Genomic DNA, 20,258 nt, shown 5'->3' on the forward strand with positions numbered 1-20,258 from the left:
AGTTCAAAAGACTAATCAACGACTTCACGAATTAAAAATTGCTGGAATTTTGAGCAGTTCCACAATGTTTACAGTACGACAAATGCTTATAAGTAAGATTATGACAGTTTTGGCATTCAACGTCCTGATAATAACCACAGTGCGGACAGTAAGTATCAAGATATCGAATTTTCTTGGCGCAATTGATACAGCGGGATTTTTGAACTCTGCTAGCTGCCTGGACTTTGGCATTGAAGACAATTTTTTGAAAAAATTGGATAATTCCAAAGCCAATAATTGGAATCAGTAAGATATAAATGTAATTGATTAGGAAAAGTAGACCACCAAAAAGGGCGCTAATGATCTCAAAGAAAAATTTAAATATTGCACCTATTTGGAGAAATTCAAATATTTTAACAATTAGTGGGATAAAAAAGATAACTAGCAAATGCCAGCTAATTAACGAGACAAGTCCATATCCTCTTCTTTGGCCAAAATTGTGAACTGATAAGGCAATTAGAATCAGTGGTAGAAGAAAAAGAGACTGAAAAGCAAGCTGGATACTTGGATACCAAAATGATGCCTGCTGATAGCCTTTTTCAACTTCCCGGAATTGATTAGTATCTTTAAGAAAGGCTAGAAAACTAATACTTTCTGGTTTGGTAAGCAGTTCATTTTTAAGAGTAGAAATTTCTTGTTTCAGAGTAGAAATTTGGCGATTATTTTGCTCTAATGTCTGTTTAGCTTTTTCAGCACTGACTTGATTAATTGATTGTTCGCGACCCTGACCTGCAATTTTTTCTAATAACGTTGAGTCATATTGAGATTTAATAGTGCTATTGGTTTGTTCAAGCCTACTAATTTTTGCTTCTTCCCGATCAATAGTTTTGATGATTTCCTGCTTTTCAGGATTGTTAAGTTTATCTTTGTAGTCTGCATATTGCAGGCAAGTTTTAGAAACCTTACCTAAATGTCCTACTTCAGCTTGCTGATAGTTTCGCTGAAAACTGAGTTGATTATTCGGGTTATAATATGGCAATGAAAGTCTAACAATGTCATAGTCTTTATCTTTAGTGGTTTGTGTCTGATAATTTTGCCACTCTGAATAACATGGATAAGCTGCGGTTGGACTGATATGCCATCTGCTAATATCATCAATTCCTGTAAAGACATTAATCAAGATAAAAATATCAATTATAATAATCACAACCAAACTCACTTTATTCAGTGGTTCGTTGTTGATTGTCCTTGATTTACTAAAAAATTGACTCAAAATTCGGCGAATTCTGGCAAACATATTGTCTTTTCAATAAATGGAAATTCAATCCGAATCAATTTTATCTGATCCGTAGTAAGTAACTAAACAAAAATACATCGATTCATCTGAAGATTTGTTAATTGCTTTGCATAATCAGAGGGTTCATGTTGCCCACCCCACAAGAATTTGATTTACAGCTATTTTCAGTTTCATCACGGAAACATCCAAGAAATCACTGATGTTATAAAATCAACATTTTTACATAATATAAGTGATAAATACTTAATCTCAATCAGTATGGGATTGATTGTGGTGCTTCTGCTCGTTAGCTTATCACTTGCCCTAATCAAAGTGTGGTCATCTCAATCACGGGGCAACGTTTCTAAGCCATACTTCAGTGACGCGAAAAATAGAAAACTGCAAAAACGTTTACTTATTTTACTTAACGGTGATTTGACAACAGCCGAACGATTACTTAAACAGCAGCGCCAGAAGCACCAGGGTCAATCAGATACATGGTATTTGGAAAAAGTGATTTATGACTTGGAACGCGATCGCCGTTACTAAAATTCAAAACACAAGAAGGGCGCTCTTTGAATACGTTCTAGGGGCGCACATCTGTGTATAGGTGTCAACTTAAGACCTGGCGAATAGAATTCGCAGCTACACAGGCAAAGTCCGCCTCCGCGGACTAAGGACAAACAAAGGGTTTGAAACCCAGGATCGGTAGCTTTTGTTTGTGTAGACGCGGTTTCTAACCGCCCGTTTCCCGTTAAGTTGACACTAATGACATCTGTGCGCCCCTAATGAAACCTATTTAGCAGTGAAGTAGGCTTCTAATGCCTCAGAACCACCAATTAATTTACCATCGATAAACACTTGGGGAACTGTTGTCGCACCTGTAACCGCTCGTAACGAGCGTGTGGTGATATCCTTGCCTAAGGTAATTTCTTCATAGTTAATGCCATGTTCCTTGAGCATTGTCTTAGCACGCGCACAGAAGGGACAACCAACTTTCGCAAACAGGGAAACTAGTTCGGGTTTCACTGCTTGAGGGTTGATGTATCTGAGGATTGTTTCAGCATCGGACACCTTAAAGGGATCTCCTGGCTCCTCTGGTTCAATAAACATCTGATTAATTATGCCATCTCTCACCAGCATAGAATAGCGCCACGATCGCTTCCCAAACCCCAAGTCTGATTTATCTACCAGCAGACCCATGCCTTCAGTAAATTCACCATTACCATCAGGAATGAGTGTGACATTTTCTGCTTCTTGATCCTTGGCCCATTCGTTCATCACAAAGGCATCATTCACAGAAATACAGATAATATCATCGACACCATTTTCTTTGAAAACCGGAGCCAATTCGTTGTACCCAGGGAGATGAGTTGATGAACAAGTTGGAGTATAAGCACCAGGTAAAGAAAAGACAACCACTGTCTTATTAGCAAACAATTGATCGGTTGTCACATCCACCCACTGGTTATCCTTGCGAGTATGAAACGTGACATTAGGTACTCTTTGTCCTCGGCGATTAGGTAACATAATTTTGCTTGCCTTTAGTAATCAATTCCAGTCATAACCTATCATGGGAGAACTGGTACAATGTAACTATCAATCGGCTAAGAAACTTCATTAATGAATGGAGCGATCGCAGCTACAAATTCAGTAGTTGATTCATAAGGTAAAACATTACGCCCATTTATTTTTATACCTTGAGATTGAGAGAAACAAGCAAGGTAGTGAGCCAAACGTTCATCTGGCGTTTCTTTTTTATTGTCTTGGCTAATACTCGATGCCGTTTCCCCCACAACTGTTAATGTTGGTTGCCCAATAGAGGCAATAAAACTAGTATAATCATCTCGCCAAAACCCTGCTAAAAAAGAAAACACTGCATGGCGACTAGCAAGATTTTCTGCACCTGCAACCAATGTATTTAACCACTCTGCATCCACAGCATTTTCAGAAGCAAAGAGTTGACGAGTCGAGAAAGAACGTAAAAATTTTGGGGTGCGTGCATAGCGATAAAAAGGACTTCCAAAAGGCGAATCTAAGACATTCCAAAGGAATTTTTCTTGCCATTTTGGTGATTTATTTGTCATCAAAGCCCACGCTGGCGGCCCAGAAAGTACTAGTCCGGCAATTAAATTTGATTCCTTTTGGACTAATTGGATTGCAACTGGCAATAAAGCACCTTGTACTACTATAATTACAGGTTTTTGCACTACTTCTTGTAAAAAGTACTGCAACTGTTCTGCCCAATCACTAGGAGTGTAGGCCAGATGAGGCATATCACTTTCACCACATCCTAGTAAATCAGGGTTGTAAATTGAATTTAGTTGACCTTGATTATACCACTCGCGACAAAATCGCTGCCAAAATTGCCGCGATAATCCAACGCCAATCGGATGAATTAGCAGTAAGGGAATGCCCTCAGATGTTGTATTAATTGGTTGATGAACTTCGTAGGCACAACGATAATTCTGCCAACTATAAAACTGGCTAGGAGATGCTGTTAAATTGGTTGGTTTTGCTACAGCAGATGGTTGCATAATTCCTAGTTGTTAATACTTACTAAAAAATCATCTGTGGATGAATCAACTCGTATCCAGCTTCTTTGAGCTTTTCATTGGATACCCAAGCATTATATGGGCGGATACTCTTGACAGAAGTATCCCACTTAACCTTGGGTAAATTATGTTTTTCAAATAAGCTATCTAACAAGTCTCGGCTAGTAAGATGTGCATCATCGACTAAATTGTAAATTCCTTGTAAACGACGGTGACGGGCAAATTCTATCGCACCAACAATATCATCTAAATGAATCCAATTTGTGATATCTTCGCCACTGCCCGGACGGGTTGTATCAGAGTATCTGCTAAATATCTTTACTAGTTCCCTGCCGGTTCCATAAATTCCTCCTAAACGGAAGATACAAACACGGAGATGTTCGCTAGATGCTGATAACAATATCTCCTCTGTTTTTCTAAGAATTTGTGCATTTAAATTAGCGGGTGCAAGCGGTGTTTCTTCATCTACCCATACACCATTTCTGTCACCATAGACAGCATAGCTTCCTGTGTATATTAATTGTTTCACGCTCTTAATTTGCTGCAAACATGAAACTAAAGCTTGAGCAGTTTGTAGATAAGTCTCTTCATAAACTTCTCCACTTTTTGCACCAATACTCAAAAGTACAACATCTTGATTGTGCAAAACTGATTTTAGACTATCTATGTCATTACCGCAGGTAACTACAACTCTTTGAGATACTGATTTTAGTGCAGGTAGACGCTCAGGAGAAGTTGTGGTTACGCTGACAACAAAATTCATATTTTGCTGCCAATATTGAGCAACTTTATAACCAACATAACCACAACCAATGATTGCAACGTTCATGACAAATTAGACACAAATAAATTAAACTACTCATTGAGACAATATTCTCAATTAAAGCACTAGACGCAAATAAATTTAACAGCCCAGAGCTAACAGTCAATAGTTAATAGGACAGAAAATTTTACCTCATGACTAATGACCAATGACTATTTTGCTAATTCCTTCTCAATTATGGCAATTATTTCTGGTGAATTTGGCTGCACACTACTATTAAATCGAGCGACTACTTCACCTTGCTTATTAACTAAAAATTTTTCAAAGTTCCAAGCAACAGTTCCCGTTGGTTCAACGGCTTTGGTAAGTCGCTCATAAAGTGGATGCTGCTCTGAACCTTTGGCATGAACTTTATCGAATAGTTCAAATGTAACACTATATTTGCTCGTGCAGAATTGCACAATTTCTTCATTGCTTCCTGGTTCCTGCGCTCCAAAATCGTTGCAAGGGAACCCCAAAATACGTAACCCTGCTTCTCTATACTTCTGGTTTAGCTTTTCTAACCCCTCGTATTGAGAAGTATAACCACAGTAGGAAGCCACATTCACAATTAAGAGTACCTTACCTGTGTACTCGTTTAATTGTTTATCCTCACCGTTAATGGTCTTGACTGCAATATCCGAAATTGTGTTACTCATCTTGAATCTGATTTATAGGGAATATTGCCAAGTCTCCCATATTACAGGTACTCTCAACCCAGTTTCTTTAAGGAAATTAAGTTTTTTAGCCTTCTTAACCCTACGATTCTACTGAACCGTATTGGGATATAGTGGTTCCCACTCAAATGCGGTACAAAATTATATCGCAAGGTGTAGGGGCAATTCATGTAGACACGAACGCGAGTGCGTCTCCAAGAGTTGCGGCTTCTCGCAGGGTATTGCCCCTACGGGTGTACCTCAAGTGAATGATAACCGCTATAATACTCTGGCAATACTCGTCAATTCCATAATTTTCTCAAACTGAAAATCATGAGCTAAATTCTTGATGAAATTTCTTAATACAGCATTTTCAGAAGGGATTTGCTCAATTAATTCTACAATCAAATCATCACTACATTGGGCTGCGGCAGTGTATAAATTTTTCACCCATTCCGGTGACATTGCAGATAATAGAGTCACTAAATCGGTGAGCGTCAACATTAATTTTGATCCTTCTTCCTTGGCATTTGTTAGCTGATAGCTTTCTTCTTGATAAATATATTGAACTCCTAAATATTCGCTTAATTTTTCTAGTAATTGTTCTTCGCGGAAAGGCTTATTAATATAATCATCACAACCTGCTTTAATTATTGCTTCTCGCTGTTCTTCAAAGGCATTGGCAGTTAAAGCAATAATAATAGTTCTGCGATTTGGGATTGAGGTTTCTTCTCTAGATTTAATAATTCTTGTGGCTTCATAGCCGTCCATAATTGGCATCCGCATATCCATTAAGATTAAGTGTGGTTCCCATTTCTGCCAAAGTGCGATCGCTTCAGCACCATTTACTGCTTCCTGGACTGCAAAACCAATTGATGTGAGAATTTTCACTAGTACTAAACGGCTATCTGTGGCGTCATCAACTACTAAAATGCGGTATTCGCTTTGAGCGGGAGCTAAACTAATAACTTGACATCTAGTTTTTTTGACCTGGATTTCGCTAGCTGTGGCTAGATTAATTTGAATATCAAAAGCAAATTTACTTCCCTCGTCAATAGTGCTGGCGACGCTAATATTTCCCCCCATTAGTTCCACATATTTGCGGCTAATTGCTAAACCTAGTCCTGTTCCCTGTTGCGATTTTCTTCCGGTTTCAGTTTGCCCAAAAGCTTCAAACAGTAGGTCAATTTCTTGTGGCGCAATACCGCGACCGGTATCTTGTACCTCGAAGATTAGGGATTGGGGATTAGGGATTAGGGATTGAGCATTGGGGATTAGGGATTGGGGATTAGGGATTAGGGATTGAGCATTGGGGATTAGGGATTGGGGATTAGGGATTAGGGATTGAGCATTGGGTATTGGGCATTGGGGATTAATTATTCTTCTCTGCTCTCCTTTCCCCAGTCCCCAGTCCCCAGTCCCCAGCCCCCAGCCCCCAGTCCCCATCCCTACCCGCAACGTCACCCTCCCAGTATCGGTAAATTTGATAGCATTTCCCAGGAGGTTAAGTAAGACTTGACGCAGTTTACTTTCATCAGCTTGGATGTATTGAGGGAGACGAGATGTATATTCAAAGACTAATTCTAATCCTTTGGAGGTGGCACGGAAGCGCAACATTTCTTCGAGGTTTTCCAAGAGGCGAATTAAGTCAAAACTATTGAGATTTAATGTTATTCTGCCGGCTTCGATTTTAGACATTTCCAAAATGTCGTTGATTAAGTTGAGGAGATGTTCGCCAGCACGATTGATGATTGCTAGATTTTGCTGATGTTCAGTGGATAAAGCATGATCGTGGCTCATGACTTGGGTAAAACCAAGGATGGCGTTAAGTGGGGTACGCAGTTCGTGGCTCATGTTGGCGAGGAATTCGCTTTTGGCGCGGTTAGCAGCATCAGCAATGATTACTGCTTCTTGCAATGCTTGTGACTGTCTTTGAGTTTGCGCCAGCAATTGTGCCTGCTGTAAAGCAACACCCAATTGATTGCCAATTTGAACCACGATGTTGATTTCTTCTGCTTTCCATTGGCGGGAATCGGAATTTTGATAACTCGCCAGTAATCCCCAAAGCTGACTACCATACAAAATGGGGACAATAATGTAGGCTTTGGCCTGAAAGCGCTCTAAAAGGTTGATATAAGTAGGATGAAAGTCAGCGTTGTAAATGTCTGGGACACAGCGGAAACTTGTACCTGGGGTTGCTTGCAGATCGGCATCTTCCACTGGGTTATCTGCAATATCCAAAATTTTTGCTAGGCAACGGCCATCTTGTAAAACACCCTCTGTGAGATCGGGGTGATTGTTGTGTTCTTCTATGAGAGAAATCCAACCATTACCCACCGACTCGGAAACAAATTCGCCATTCCAGTGGGGATTGAAACGATAGACAACAACCCGATCGCAGTCGAGTACTTGCCGTAATTCTTCGGTTGTAGCTGCAAATATCGTCTCTAGATCCAGTGTTTGGCGCATTCTTTGAATTACTTGGGCGATCGCTCTTTCTCTTTCTGCACTCTCACACAAGGCTTCTTCTGCTAATTTTCTCTCAGTAATATCTGTAATTGTACCAATATAGCCTTTCATTTCTCCATCATCTCCAAATTCTGGCAAAGCCTGACAAATTACCCAGACGACTGTACTATCATTACGTAAGAAGCGATGTTCACATTTATATGTTGACTTAGCAGCTGTTGCTTGATTCCATTTCAACAACAGCTGATCGCGGTCGTCTGGATGTACAGCATTTACCCAACCTGTTCCCAGAGACTCTTCTAAACTGTATCCAGTAATTTCACTCCAGCGTCGATTAAAATATAAGACATTGCCATTAATATCAGTGTGAAATATACAAGCTGGTGAGGCTTCTGCTAGAAGTTGATATCGTTGCTGACCTGATTGCAAAGCTAGTTCTGCCAATTTGCGATCGTTAATATCTGCCCAATAACCAACCCATTCGATGGGGAAGTTAGCTTCGTCACGAATTAACCTCATCTTTTCGTAGAACCAGTGATAAGTTCCGTCAACGTGTAACCAACGGTATTCGTAAGAAATATACTCCTGCTCAACAAGATGGGAAAATTTTTCCGAGATCAGTTCAATATCTTGGGGATGGACATGATGAAGCCAAAAACTGGAGTTATTGATAAATTCCCGCGCTTCGTAGCCCACCATTTCTTTAACGTTTTCACTGATAAAGGTAGTGCCAAAATCTTCTGATGTTTTGCTACTATAAATGACTACAGGGCTAGAGGTGAGCAGATATTGTAGGCGTTCGTTGGCTAAACGCAGTTCTTGTTCGACATGTTTGCGATAGCTAATTTCTACTAAGACTGTGCCGACACCAGAGGGGCGATCGTCTTCACCAAGAATCGGAAAATAAGAAGCTAAAAAGTGGCGGATAATATCTGGTTCTTTAATTGATGCACCGCTTAATTCTTGATTGATAATGGGTTGACCAGTCAACAAAACCTGTTGATAAATTGGTTCCACTTGAGGGGCGATGTGAGGTAAAATTTCATGGATAGTTTGACCAATATGATCTTTCTGGGGTACTCCATTAATCTCCGCCAGCAGTTGGTTGATTTGCACAAACCGCAGCTGTTTATCTAAAATGTTCATGCCGACAGGGGCACTGCTAAAAAAGGCATTGAGACGAGCTTCTCTGAGTGCTAATTCTTGTTCTAGGGTTTTGCGCTCAATCAACCCACCCAACTGAGCCGCAACAGCACTAACTAGCAAGAGTAAACGCCGATCGACCAATACTGAGCTACGTTTAAAAAATACTAAAACAGCTAATACTTGGCTTCCGGCCACTATGGGAACACCAAAACCAGCTTTTAATCCTACCTTGGCTGCTTGTTGCGATCGCAAAAAAATTGGCTCTGTAACTTTAGAAACATCTTCTATCCATTCTGGTTCCTCGTTTTGCCAAACTCTTCCTGGTAGTCCCACTCCCAGAGCAAATTTGATCGCTTGGCTTTGGCGGGAAAATTCTGCTAAACTACACTCCTCACTGTACCAACCTAGACTGTGTTTTAAAACAGTCCCATCTTCATTAGGTATCCATGCTTCACCAAAATCCCAGCCAATGGTCTGACAAATTAAGCGCAAAACTACTCCTAAGGCGCTTTTGACATTACTGGCGCGAGTGATAGCTTGGGTTGTCAACAGCAGTAAACGGCTTTCATTTTCTGCCTGCTTGCGTTCAGTAATATCTTTCGCTGTGCCCAGTACGTAACAGTGCCCATCAATCTTAATCATTTCCGCACTCAACAGTGTTGTCCTGATTTCTCCTGTTGTAGTGCAGACATCAATCTCAAAGTTGCGGATGGCTTTTGTTTGTTGCAAGACGTGGGTGAGAAAATTATATTCTTCTGGATTCACCCAAAAATTTAATTCTTCATCGGTGCGATTGATCACCTGAGAACGAGAATAACCAAAAAACCGACAAAAGCTGTCGTTAACTTCAATATAGCGTTTGTTGGGAATCTTAATTAAGGCAATTGGATCGGGAGATGACCGAAAAGCTGATGCTAGCTTTTCTTCAGAAGCTCGTCGCGCTGCTTCTGCCCGTTGGCGTTCTTTTGCCTCCAACACCAAGGAGACTAAATTGCCCAAAGAGCGAGCAAAATTTTGGTCTTCTAGCGTCCAATGATGAGTAACTTTTACTGCTTCTAAACATAAAACTCCTACAGTCTTTCCCTCTAGCCGAATGGGTGTATCGAGTATAGAGGTGATGTTTAATCTTGAGTAAGATGCCGAAAATTCCTTGGTTCTGGGATCGGTATAGGCATCATCTGCGGCGATTGGTTGGTCTTGCTGCAAAGCTGCAAAATAAGCTGGATAGTCTGCTGCTGATAAGGAAAGTCCTTGACTATGTTGATTGCGACTACCTTCAAATAGATCGAAACATTGGATTTTCATGCCTGTTTTGTCATATAGCCAGACACTAGCTCGTTCCATCCCAATATTCTTGATAGCTGCTTCTGTAATTTTACTTAAAGCTATTTTTAAATCACCCTGATAAAGTGTCTGATTTTGTGCCAATTGCGTGAGGACTAGATTATGGTTGCGGAGCTTAATTGCACTTTCTTGAAGTAATTTTTCCACTCCTCGACGCTGCGTAATATTACTAGCAGTGCCCGTTATGCCTATAACCTGACCTTCTTCGTTGCGTAATGCGATCGCATTAAACATTAGATAAAGTAAAGTACCATCTTTAGCAACACAGGTAGCTTCATGTTGAAAGATCGACTTTCCCTGAATAACCCGCTCAAATGCTACTTTATCTTCAGCAACTTGTGTAGGCGAGATGAAATCAGTCAAGACACGCCCGATCATTTCTTGGGGTTCATAGCCATAAATCTGTTTGACTGCTGGGTTGACAAAGGTAATTAGTCCATTAATGTCCACCGACCAGATCATATCCTGGGATGTTTCTACCAAGTGGCGATACTGAATTTCACTCTTCTTCAGGGCAGCTTCGACTAAAAGGCGTTCGCTTTGGTAAACTTCTCTACAAATGGCTTTACTAACGCTAACGGGAATTTCTTTAAAAATATCTTCTATTTGTCTGTTACGAATATTTAACTTAACTGCAACCAGTTGACGCTCTTTAATCTCCTGTTGCAGTTGAGCATTTTGCTCTTTTAATTGTTTTTTTAGCCTTTGGATAGTGAGTTGATTTTGTACGCGTAATAAAACTTCTTTAGTTTGGAACGGTTGAGAAATATAGTCAATATTGCCTAACTCTAAAACATCGGTTTTTTCAAAAAAATCATCTAAATCACCGAAAAAAATTATCGGCATCTCTTGAGTTTTATCGTTAGCTTTCAACCTTTGACAAACTTCATAACCATCCATCTCCTGCATGAGAAAATTTAGCAAAAGCAAGTCAGGAGGAGAAGTAAGCGCCGTATTAATTGCCAATTGCCCAGAAATAACACTTTGCACCTGATAACCTTGGTGTTGAAGGATGTCTGATAAAAAATGTAAATTCTTTAAGTTGTCATCAACTAATAAAATTTTGATTTTTTGAGCATCCATATCAGTTCCTAAGTTAATTTTCAATCAAGAGTAATTTGTTGAATCAAACTGAACATGAAATCAGAAAGCAAAACTCTATCACCAGATTGTAAATAAAATCATCGTTCCTTACCACCATACTTCAGCATCGAGTGTATAGAAAAATTTCAGATTAAGCAGGATAACTTGTTAATACTGCCAAATCTCTGTGACGCAAGAAGATCGAAAGACAAAGATACAACAACGCGGACATTGCCCATACACCTTGTTGATTTGATGGTTTGGCATTTACTGCTTGTTCTTTTCCATTTACAGCAAGCTACGTGTAGTGTATTTTTAAATACAATGATTGGCGGCTTTAGCCCTTAGTATTGGGATAGATATTCTGACCACAAGCGAATGTAATTAAATTTACATTACGTAACGCAGTTTAATTTATTATTGCATACTTACAAGAGAAGGCAGAGGGCAGTTCTTGTCTTGCTGGAGGAAAGAATGAAAACTTTAGTTCTGGGTCATTGCCTAGCAAAAAAAAGAATTGTATCGATAGCGCGTAGGAGCGTCGCCGAAAGTGCCACGACTTGCATTGCGTCCAAGATCAATCTCACGTTTTTAAACGTGAGTTCCTCCAACATAGCTGCCTTCTGCCTCCTAAATTTGATATCAGCTATTCTCAAGCTTTTGATCCTTTTTTGTTTGATACGGTAAATCCAACCGATGTTTGTACGGTTTACCCAACTGTTTTGAGATTTTGATTTTATTAAATTACTTACTAGAGAGAAGAAATAAAGCTCCTCTCAAAAAAACTAGAGGTTCGAGAATTACTTAAATATCTAAAACTTCTAGATACCTCTAAAACTTTGTTTGATTACCCAAAATTGAATTAGAAAGTTAAGGAGAGATTGAAATATGGCACTCATTCGTTGGGAACCATTCCGTGAAATGGAGATTCTGCGTCGTCAAATGGATCAACTCTTCTCTGATCTGACAGTAGCCGAGCGCGGCAACTCTGAGATTTCTCCATCATCGAGAACAGCATGGGTTCCTGCTGTTGAATTACATGACAATGGTTCCGAGTTGCTATTAAGAGTTGAGATTCCAGGCGTTGCAGCTAAAGACCTGGATGTTCAAGTCACTCAAGATGCAGTTTCAATTGTTGGTGAGCATCGTTACGAAAAACAGTCCCAATCTAACGCTAAAGTTCATTCTGAATTCCGGTATGGTAAGTTTACTAGAGTAATACCTCTACCAACCAAAGTTCAGAATCAACAAGTTAAAGCAGACCTAAAAGATGGGATTTTAATTTTGACTTTACCCAAACTGGAGCAAGAGCAAAGCAAGGTATTCAAAGTCAATTTAGGTCAATCTCAAAGTTCTACAGCTTCTATAGAAGCCGGCAAAGATAATACATAACCTAAAATTACATCGCAATAAAGTGTTCAAACTGCGTAAATTTTAATAGAAACCCCAGCTAAATTTATTAGCTGGGGTTTTTTTGACTCAGAATTGTTTCAGCAAATTCAGGGAGAAGGTACTATTCCTCTTGTACATCAACCCAGATGCTACCTTCTTCCACACGAATTGGAAACACTGGTAATGTCTTTGGTTGTGAAACTAACGAGAGTACCTTACCTACACCAGGAGGCCAAGAACACCAATCTTTGACCTCACCAGTCCGCAGGTCAAAAGCACTGTGATGGAAAGAACAAACAATTGCCCCACTTTCGGTTATTTTCCCACTTTTCAGGGGTAATTTTAAGTGAGGACAGGTATTATCTACAGCATAAAGCTGATTTTCGTGATTCAAAAGCAGAATTTTCCGGTTGCCAACTTTCACGACTTCTCGCGCACCTGGGGAAAGTGCTTCGACTGCCAGAACTTTAGTCCAACTCATTAGGTTCTCCTCTCCTAACATCTCTGCTTTCAGTTTCCCGCAATTGTTACCAATGCGATCGCCTTTCAGTACCAGAGAGTGGAGAAGGTTAACAATTCAAAAATAAAGTCAACAGATCGCCAACTTTTCCCGAAAGAGCGATTGATGGTTAAACGCAAAAACTATAAAATCTTACATCAAATTGTTTTTTTGTACTGAATAAACTTATTTCTGGGTAAACTAAATAAAGCACTGACTGTCCCCGCATCATAAGGCTTGTGGGTTCTCAAAGACAACTTGAAGGGATATAAAAAATGATTAAGACAAGTTACGAATTTGACCAGTCTATCCTCCCCGCAGGATCTTCATTAAAGACTAATATTCTGCTACGTTTTCGTGTTGACATAGCTGAATCTCCCCGACGTAACCTTAACCTTTCTCTTGTAATTGACCGTTCCGGCTCTATGGCAGGCGCGCCCTTACATCACGCCCTAAAAGCTGCTGAGTCTGTAGTAGATCAACTTGAGCCTTATGACATTCTCTCAGTAGTTGTTTACGACGATGAAGTGGACAGCGTTGTGCCACCCCAGGCTGTGACTAACAAGGCCGCACTCAAAAATTCTATCCACAAAGTTAGAGCAGGCGGTATTACCAATTTATCGGGCGGATGGCTCAAAGGCTGTGAACACGTAAAAGCGCAACTCGATCCGCAAAAAATCAATCGGGTTCTGTTGCTGACCGATGGTCACGCGAATATGGGCATTCAAGACCCCAAAATACTGACGGCGACATCGGGGCAAAAAGCTGAGGAAGGTATTATCACAACTACCTTAGGTTTTGCTCAGGGTTTCAATGAAGACCTGTTGATTGGGATGGCAAGGGCTGCTACGGGCAACTTCTACTTCATTCAGAGCATCGATGAAGCAACTGAAGTGTTTAGTATTGAGTTAGACAGTCTTAGAGCAGTAGTGGGACAGAACCTCAAGGTGACACTGGAATTGGCTGATGGTGTCAGCCTGGTTGACACCTTAAGTCTTGCTAAAGTTAGCCAAAATGATGCCAGTCAAGCTGTCCTCACCTTGGGAGAACTGTACGAAGGTGAAGACAAACTTCTCGGTTTAAGTTTAGCGATTGCCAGCGCTCAAGTTGGTGATTTACCTGTGATGAAGTTGTATTACAGCGCCGATGTTGTCCAAGATGATGTTATTCAAAATATCTCAGGTACAGCAGATGTCATCGCCAAAATTGGCACTGTTGAGGAAGCTGCTTTTGCCTCTACCAGCCAGATCATTCTTGAACTGAGTCGCCTCACCATTGCTAAAGCCAAAGAGACTGCCCTTAGTCTCGCTGAACATGGCAAGCATCAGGAAGCGGAAGAAATCCTCCGTGACCTTGTGAAAGATTTGCGAGATAAAGGGTTAAACGAGAATTTTGAGATAGCTGAAGAGATCGATCAGCTTGAGTATTTCGCAGGTCGAATCGCCCAAAAAGCTCTAGGCAATGCCGGACGCAAAGAGATGCGCGATCAGACTTACCAAACGATGACGCGCAATCGCAGCGATTTGGTAGGTCGCGGTGTCACTGCTGGCGATGAAGTGTATGCAATGCCGATTGTCAATGAAGTTGGTTCAGGTGTTGAATTGCACTGTGTTCGTGAAGGGGGTAAACTGCGGGTGAAAGTCGTATCTGAAGGCTACGATTCCACCAAGAACGTCCAGTTTCCCCGGGCCATTCGTGCCGAGGGGGCACGCTATGTTGTTGAAGGGCTGGAACCTTCAAGCGATGCCACTTTCTACCGTGTACGTGGTGATATCACCCGTTTTGCTCAACCCGGCGAAACAGATATTTTCGTTGCCCCTAGACAATCGAATTTCACTAACACAGGTAAAGCTTCCAAAGGCCCCGCTAGTGCCGCCGATCTTCCCACAACTGATAGTGTTGGGGACAGCATTTTAGTTCAGTGTGTTAAAGATGGCAGTAAGTTACGTGCGAGGGTAGTTTCCGACGGATATGAACCGGATTGGAACATGCGTTTTCCGCGATCGGTTCGGGAAGAAGGAATGCTTTACGTCGTTGATGAAGTCAAAACCGCACCTGATGGCAAGTCTTATATTGCCTGTGGTGAAATTAAGCGATTTGTTCAACCAACTTGATTGGGGACTGGGGATTGGGGATTGGGGATTGGGGATTGGGGATTGGGGATTGGGGATTGGGGATTGGGGATTGGGGATTGGGGATTGGGCGCTGGGGATTGGGGACTGGGGATTGGGGACTGGGGACTAGGAAAATAAGTATATGAGTTCATACCCTAACCAAATCTTAATACTTCGAGTTCGATAAACCTCTCCCTAGCCTTGAACTAAAGTTCAAGTCTCTCCCTCTCCGAGTCGGAGAGGGACGGTTTTGCGTAGTAAAACCAGGGAGAGGTCTTTTATTACGAATTATTTGGATTGCTATAGCATCTTTTAAGACTTACGCACTCGTGACGAAAAACTAAGCCTTTGCAATTACTTTGCTTCTCTTCAAGACGCGATCGCTCGTAATGAAGTAAAATCCTAGTCCGTGGTAAGTCCTAGCTTTAAGAGAATTTCTTTCCCAGTCCCCAATCCCCAGACCCCAATCCCCAATCCCCAGTCCCCAATCCCCAATCCCCAATCCTTAAAATATGCCAAGTAAACATGGCTTAACTGACTGAGACTGTCAGGATCAAAGAGTAAAGAGTAAAAGGCAATCTATTTTGACTTTTAACCTTCTCCTTTTGTTCAACTTTCCACAACGGGAGGTTTAATCTTGACTAAATTAAAAGTCGGTATCAATGGCTTCGGTCGAATCGGGCGACTTGTGCTTCGGGCTGGTCTTGATAATCCCAACATTGAGTTTGTAGGCATTAATGACCTAGTACCACCAGATAACCTCGCTTATCTATTAAAGTACGACTCAACCCACGGTAAATTAAAGCACAAGGTTGAAGCCAAGGAAGACGGTATCCTGATTGACGGACATTTCATTCCTTGTGTGTCAGTTAGGAATCCCGCCGAGTTACCTTGGGGCAAATTAGGTGCAGATTATGTAGTGGAATCTACCGGACTCTTCACCGACTACGAAGGAGCCGCAAACCACCTGAAGGCAGGTGCGAAGCGAGTGATAATTTCCGCTCCCACCAAAGATCCAGATAGAGTTGCTACTCTGTTGATGGGTGTAAATCATCACCTGTTTGACCCTGGCAAGGATATCATTGTTTCCAATGCTAGCTGCACTACAAACTGTCTAGCTCCCATTGCGAAGGTGATTAATGACAACTTTGGGTTGACTGAAGGGTTGATGACCACAGTTCATGCTATGACTGCCACTCAGCCAACTGTAGACGGCCCCAGCAAAAAAGACTGGCGGGGTGGTCGAGGTGCATCTCAAAATATTATTCCTTCTTCCACAGGTGCAGCTAAAGCCGTAGCACTGGTTTTACCAGAATTGAAGGGCAGGTTAACTGGTATGGCATTACGAGTTCCGACTCCTGATGTCTCTGTAGTTGATTTAACTTTTAAAACCGCCAAAGCCACCAGTTACAAGGAAATCTGTGCTGCGATGAAGGAGGCTGCCGCAGGTTCACTAGCAGGTATTTTGGGTTACACGGATGAAGAAGTAGTTTCCACAGATTTTCAAGGCGATACCCATTCCAGTATTTTTGACGCCGGCGCTGGGATTGAGTTGAATTCTAACTTCTTCAAGGTAATTGCCTGGTATGACAACGAGTGGGGTTACTCAAATCGCGTGATTGATCTGATGTTGTCTATGTCACAGAAGGAAAAACTCGCCCCGATCGCGGCTGTGGTTTGATTAGTCATTGGGAATTGGGCATAGGGCAAAACAGTTCCGAGTTCCGAGTAAAGAAATGAGATTCCCCACTCAGCACTCAGCACTCTTGAGGGGCATGGGGCATAGGGCATTCTTTATGAAGTTTCTTCCCCAGTCCCCAGTTCCCAATACCCAATTTGGGATTTGGGTCAGATGGTAAATACCCTGAAAAAAAACGTAATCTAGTATCTTTTTTTAGCAACCCAGTGATATGAAGCACGTGTAAATTTGGATGTTTTGGGCGATGTCTACGACGGGCTACGCCTACGCTCAAGGCATCCAAATTTGCAGGTTACTCCTCAACCCCCAATCCCTATGCGTCGAACCAAAATCATTTGTACTGTTGGGCCGGCTACCTCTGCACCTGAAAAGCTGCAAGCCTTAGTAGAAGCTGGAATGAATGTGGCGCGGCTAAATTTTTCGCACGGGGCTTACGAATTCCACGCCCAAACGGCTCACTATCTCAGACAGATTAGCACTGAGAGACAAAAGCCGATCGCAATTATGCAAGACTTGTGTGGCCCCAAAATTCGCTTGGGAACTTTACCACCGGAAGGGTTAAATCTGGAATCTGGTACTGAAGTCACTTTTGTTTTGCAAGAAAAGGGTGAGAGTATTGACGAAATACCTCTACCATTGCCGACTTTGTTCGCAATGATGCGACCAGGCGAACCAATTTTAATTAATGATGGTCGCGTCAAGTTAGTTGTTACTGCTCGTGATGCTGATCGCATTCGGGCACAAGTAAAAATTGGCGGTTTAATTTCCACCCACAAGGGAGTGAACCTTCCCCAAACTCCTTTACCTGTCAGTTCCATCACTGAGAAAGACTTGCTGGATCTCCGCTTTGGCATTCAGTTGGGTGTAGACTGGGTAGCGGTGTCCTTTGTGCGATCGCCACAAGACTTAGAACCCGCTAGACGAATGATTGAAGCTGCTGGTGCTTCGATCCGTTTAATTGCCAAAATCGAAAGAGTAGAGGCAGTAGAGGAGTTTGACTCCATTTTGAAAGTTGCCGACGGCATCATGATTGCCCGTGGCGATTTAGGCGTAGAAATGCCTATTCATGAAGTCCCTCTGATTCAAAAAGATATAACTCGCCGTTGTAATCATGCTGGTAAACCGGTGATTACAGCCACGCAAATGCTAGAGTCAATGATTAGTTCCCCCGACCCCACCCGCGCCGAGGCAACGGATGTTGCCAACTCCATCCTTGATGGTACAGATGCAGTAATGCTTTCTGGTGAAACAGCTGTCGGGCAATATCCCGTTGCCGCTGTCCAGATGATGCACAATATTGCGGTGCGGACAGAACAGGCGCTAGATGAAGGTAGCAGACATGCCTGGTGTCATGAGGCAGGCAGTCTCAGCGTCACCGAATCTGTGGCAGAATCGGTATGTCGCATCGCTTATGAAACAGGCTCACGGGCAATTCTCTGTAACACTTCTTCAGGGAGTACAGCAAGAATGGTGTCTAAATACCGCCCAACTTCTCCAATTATTGCCTTAACCCCTGACATCACTGCTTATCGCCAACTAGCCCTTTCTTGGGGTGTAGAACCTTTACTGATTCCACCAGTTCACAATGCCGAAGAGATGTTTACCAATGTGGTGAACACAGTTGTAGATATGGGTTTAGCAAATAAGGGCGATAAAGTGGTAATTACCTCTGGCGTTCCAATTGGTAAATCAGGAACAACTAGTTTAATCAAAGTGCATTCCATTGGACAGCCAATTTCGGCATAAGGCACTTAGAATAAGGCTGTGGCTCTCAATAGTAAGCAAACTTGGGCAATGATTCCAAAACAGAATTGAAGGGACTGGGGACTAGGGATTGGGCACTGGGCACTGGAAAGGAGAATAATAACTCCTAACTCCTAACTCCTAACTCAGCACTTCTAACTCCTAACTCAGCACTCAGCACTCACTAAAGACCTGGGGAATTAAGTAAATCCTAAACAAACATCACGGAGTATTTTATGTCTAAGAATTTACTAGAACAATTGCGAGAAGTGACTGTTGTGGTCGCAGATACGGGGGATATCCAGGCAATTGAAAAATTCAAACCCCAAGACGCCACCACCAATCCTTCTCTGATTACTGCTGCGGCGCAGATGCCGGAATACCAGGGAATTGTCGATCAAACTTTACTTCAGGCCAAGAAAGATGCTGGAGCCGGAGCCACCCAAGCACAGATCGTTTCTCTAGCTTTTGACCGTTTGGCAGTTGCCTTTGGATTAAAGATTTTACAAATTATTCCCGGTCGCGTGTCTACAGAAGTGGATGCTCGCTTGTCTTACGATACCGAAGCTACTTTGACTAAGGCACGGGAATTAATTGCCCAGTATAAAGCTGCTGGAATTGGCCGCGATCGCGTTTTAATTAAAATTGCCACCACCTGGGAAGGCATTCGCGCTGCGGAAATTCTGGAGAAAGAAGGTATTCACTGTAATCTTACCTTGTTGTTTGGTCTTCACCAAGCGATCGCCTGTGCCGAAGCTGGTGTTACTTTAATTTCTCCTTTCGTTGGCCGGATTCTTGACTGGTACAAAAAAGATACCGGACGCGATAGCTACCCAGCAACCGAAGATCCAGGAGTTTTGTCAGTCACCAAAATCTACAACTACTACAAGAAATTCGGCTATAAAACCGAAGTTATGGGAGCTAGCTTCCGTAATATTGGTGAAATTACTGAACTTGCAGGTAGTGATTTGCTGACCATTTCTCCATCACTTTTGTCTGAATTGCAGTCAACTATTGGAGAATTACCACGTAAGCTTGACCCTGCTAAGGTAGCAAACTTGGAAATTGAAAAGATATCCATTGATAAAGCTACTTATGACAAATTGCACGCCGCTGACCGCATGGCAACCGACAAACTAGATGAGGGCATCAAAGGTTTCACTAAGGCACTAGAAGACCTTGAGAAACTTTTGGCAGACCGACTAGTTCGCCTTGAAGGAGAGGTAGTCGCAAGTCATTAGGGACTTCCAATTAAAACAACATCCAAGTAATAGCGTGCGTTACGGCTAAAGCCGTAACGCATCGTTATCGTAAATTAAAGGGTTTAAGAACCTGCAATCTACATTTAGCACCCATTTCAGTCGGGGTTTAAATCCCCGTCTGAAATTTTTTGAATTTTGAATTTTGTTAACGTGAGTTCGATGAACCTCTCCCTCCCAACCTCCCTCTCCGAAACGGAAAGGGAGGAGCAACGAAAAATTAAGCTTTTTGCTCCCCTCTC

The 20,258-nt window shown here is 42.0% G+C and carries 14 protein-coding genes; 6 read left to right on the forward strand and 8 right to left on the reverse strand.

Annotated elements, in window-relative coordinates; translation table 11 throughout:
- Window positions 1-31 precede the first annotated feature (31 nt).
- Window positions 32-1,276 (reverse strand): hypothetical protein, encoded by a 1,245-nt coding sequence (locus V7L07_RS19950; protein ID WP_335060682.1) that lies wholly within the window; start codon window positions 1,274-1,276, stop codon window positions 32-34.
- 312 nt (window positions 1,277-1,588) lie between these two features.
- On the opposite strand from V7L07_RS19950, the gene V7L07_RS19955 reads away from it, so the two are divergent.
- Complete coding sequence (locus tag V7L07_RS19955; RefSeq protein WP_335060683.1) at window positions 1,589-1,804, forward strand: hypothetical protein; 216 nt, start codon at window positions 1,589-1,591, stop codon at window positions 1,802-1,804.
- Window positions 1,805-2,050: 246 nt separating this feature from the next.
- On the opposite strand, the gene V7L07_RS19960 is transcribed toward V7L07_RS19955, so the two are convergent.
- From V7L07_RS19960 to V7L07_RS19980, 5 genes are all read right to left on the reverse strand, one after another.
- Window positions 2,051-2,785 (reverse strand): glutathione peroxidase, encoded by a 735-nt coding sequence (locus V7L07_RS19960; protein ID WP_335060684.1) that lies wholly within the window; start codon window positions 2,783-2,785, stop codon window positions 2,051-2,053.
- Between the two features lie 77 nt (window positions 2,786-2,862).
- Complete coding sequence (locus tag V7L07_RS19965; protein WP_335060685.1) at window positions 2,863-3,792, reverse strand: alpha/beta fold hydrolase; 930 nt, start codon at window positions 3,790-3,792, stop codon at window positions 2,863-2,865.
- A gap of 22 nt (window positions 3,793-3,814) precedes the next feature.
- Window positions 3,815-4,639, reverse strand: coding sequence for an SDR family oxidoreductase (locus V7L07_RS19970; RefSeq protein WP_334766599.1), 825 nt, complete (start codon window positions 4,637-4,639; stop codon window positions 3,815-3,817).
- 146 nt (window positions 4,640-4,785) lie between these two features.
- Window positions 4,786-5,271, reverse strand: coding sequence for a glutathione peroxidase (locus tag V7L07_RS19975; RefSeq protein WP_335060686.1), 486 nt, complete (start codon window positions 5,269-5,271; stop codon window positions 4,786-4,788).
- Between the two features lie 276 nt (window positions 5,272-5,547).
- A complete protein-coding gene (locus V7L07_RS19980) occupies window positions 5,548-11,310 on the reverse strand; it encodes a PAS domain S-box protein (protein ID WP_335060687.1) in 5,763 nt (1,920 codons plus the stop codon).
- Window positions 11,311-12,198: 888 nt separating this feature from the next.
- On the opposite strand from V7L07_RS19980, the gene V7L07_RS19985 reads away from it, so the two are divergent.
- Window positions 12,199-12,702, forward strand: a complete 504-nt coding sequence (locus tag V7L07_RS19985; RefSeq protein WP_335060688.1) for an Hsp20/alpha crystallin family protein — start codon at window positions 12,199-12,201, stop codon at window positions 12,700-12,702.
- Window positions 12,703-12,823: 121 nt separating this feature from the next.
- On the opposite strand, the gene V7L07_RS19990 is transcribed toward V7L07_RS19985, so the two are convergent.
- Window positions 12,824-13,183, reverse strand: coding sequence for a Rieske (2Fe-2S) protein (locus V7L07_RS19990; RefSeq protein WP_179068165.1), 360 nt, complete (start codon window positions 13,181-13,183; stop codon window positions 12,824-12,826).
- A 293-nt stretch (window positions 13,184-13,476) separates the two neighbouring features.
- Between V7L07_RS19990 and V7L07_RS19995 the strand changes: the two genes are divergently transcribed.
- A complete protein-coding gene (locus V7L07_RS19995; protein WP_335060689.1) occupies window positions 13,477-15,315 on the forward strand; it encodes a vWA domain-containing protein in 1,839 nt (612 codons plus the stop codon).
- Here V7L07_RS19995 and V7L07_RS20000 read toward each other — a convergent pair.
- A complete protein-coding gene (locus tag V7L07_RS20000) occupies window positions 15,303-15,467 on the reverse strand; it encodes a hypothetical protein (RefSeq protein WP_335060690.1) in 165 nt (54 codons plus the stop codon). The genes V7L07_RS19995 and V7L07_RS20000 overlap by 13 nt on opposite strands.
- A gap of 485 nt (window positions 15,468-15,952) precedes the next feature.
- Between V7L07_RS20000 and gap the strand changes: the two genes are divergently transcribed.
- The 3 genes from gap to V7L07_RS20015 all read left to right on the forward strand — a co-directional run bounded on the left by gap (window position 15,953) and on the right by V7L07_RS20015 (window position 19,998).
- Window positions 15,953-16,996 carry a type I glyceraldehyde-3-phosphate dehydrogenase gene (gene gap, locus V7L07_RS20005; protein ID WP_334779848.1) on the forward strand — a complete coding sequence of 348 codons (1,044 nt, stop codon included), beginning with the start codon at window positions 15,953-15,955 and terminating at the stop codon, window positions 16,994-16,996.
- A gap of 333 nt (window positions 16,997-17,329) precedes the next feature.
- Window positions 17,330-18,760: a pyruvate kinase gene (gene pyk / locus V7L07_RS20010; protein ID WP_335060691.1), complete on the forward strand. Its 1,431-nt coding sequence runs from the start codon at window positions 17,330-17,332 to the stop codon at window positions 18,758-18,760.
- Window positions 18,761-18,993: 233 nt separating this feature from the next.
- A complete protein-coding gene (locus tag V7L07_RS20015; RefSeq protein WP_335060692.1) occupies window positions 18,994-19,998 on the forward strand; it encodes a transaldolase in 1,005 nt (334 codons plus the stop codon).
- The last annotated feature ends 260 nt before the right edge of the window (window positions 19,999-20,258 follow it).

Origin of the sequence: Nostoc sp., from assembly GCF_036916985.1 — a bacterium.
GTDB lineage: Bacteria > Cyanobacteriota > Cyanobacteriia > Cyanobacteriales > Nostocaceae > Nostoc.

Bases quoted from the DNA above. Each gene is read 5' to 3' on its own strand.
- V7L07_RS19980 (WP_335060687.1), bottom strand. From the start codon at position 11,310: ATGGATGCTCAAAAAATCAAAATTTTATTAGTTGATGACAACTTAAAG.
- V7L07_RS20000 (WP_335060690.1), bottom strand. From the start codon at position 15,467: ATGAACTCATATACTTATTTTCCTAGTCCCCAGTCCCCAATCCCCAGT.
- V7L07_RS19995 (WP_335060689.1), top strand. From the start codon at position 13,477: ATGATTAAGACAAGTTACGAATTTGACCAGTCTATCCTCCCCGCAGGA.
- V7L07_RS19970 (WP_334766599.1), bottom strand. From the start codon at position 4,639: ATGAACGTTGCAATCATTGGTTGTGGTTATGTTGGTTATAAAGTTGCT.
- V7L07_RS19975 (WP_335060686.1), bottom strand. From the start codon at position 5,271: ATGAGTAACACAATTTCGGATATTGCAGTCAAGACCATTAACGGTGAG.
- V7L07_RS19960 (WP_335060684.1), bottom strand. From the start codon at position 2,785: ATGTTACCTAATCGCCGAGGACAAAGAGTACCTAATGTCACGTTTCAT.
- V7L07_RS19990 (WP_179068165.1), bottom strand. From the start codon at position 13,183: ATGAGTTGGACTAAAGTTCTGGCAGTCGAAGCACTTTCCCCAGGTGCG.
- V7L07_RS19950 (WP_335060682.1), bottom strand. From the start codon at position 1,276: ATGTTTGCCAGAATTCGCCGAATTTTGAGTCAATTTTTTAGTAAATCA.
- V7L07_RS20015 (WP_335060692.1), top strand. From the start codon at position 18,994: ATGTCTAAGAATTTACTAGAACAATTGCGAGAAGTGACTGTTGTGGTC.
- pyk (WP_335060691.1), top strand. From the start codon at position 17,330: ATGCGTCGAACCAAAATCATTTGTACTGTTGGGCCGGCTACCTCTGCA.
- V7L07_RS19965 (WP_335060685.1), bottom strand. From the start codon at position 3,792: ATGCAACCATCTGCTGTAGCAAAACCAACCAATTTAACAGCATCTCCT.
- V7L07_RS19985 (WP_335060688.1), top strand. From the start codon at position 12,199: ATGGCACTCATTCGTTGGGAACCATTCCGTGAAATGGAGATTCTGCGT.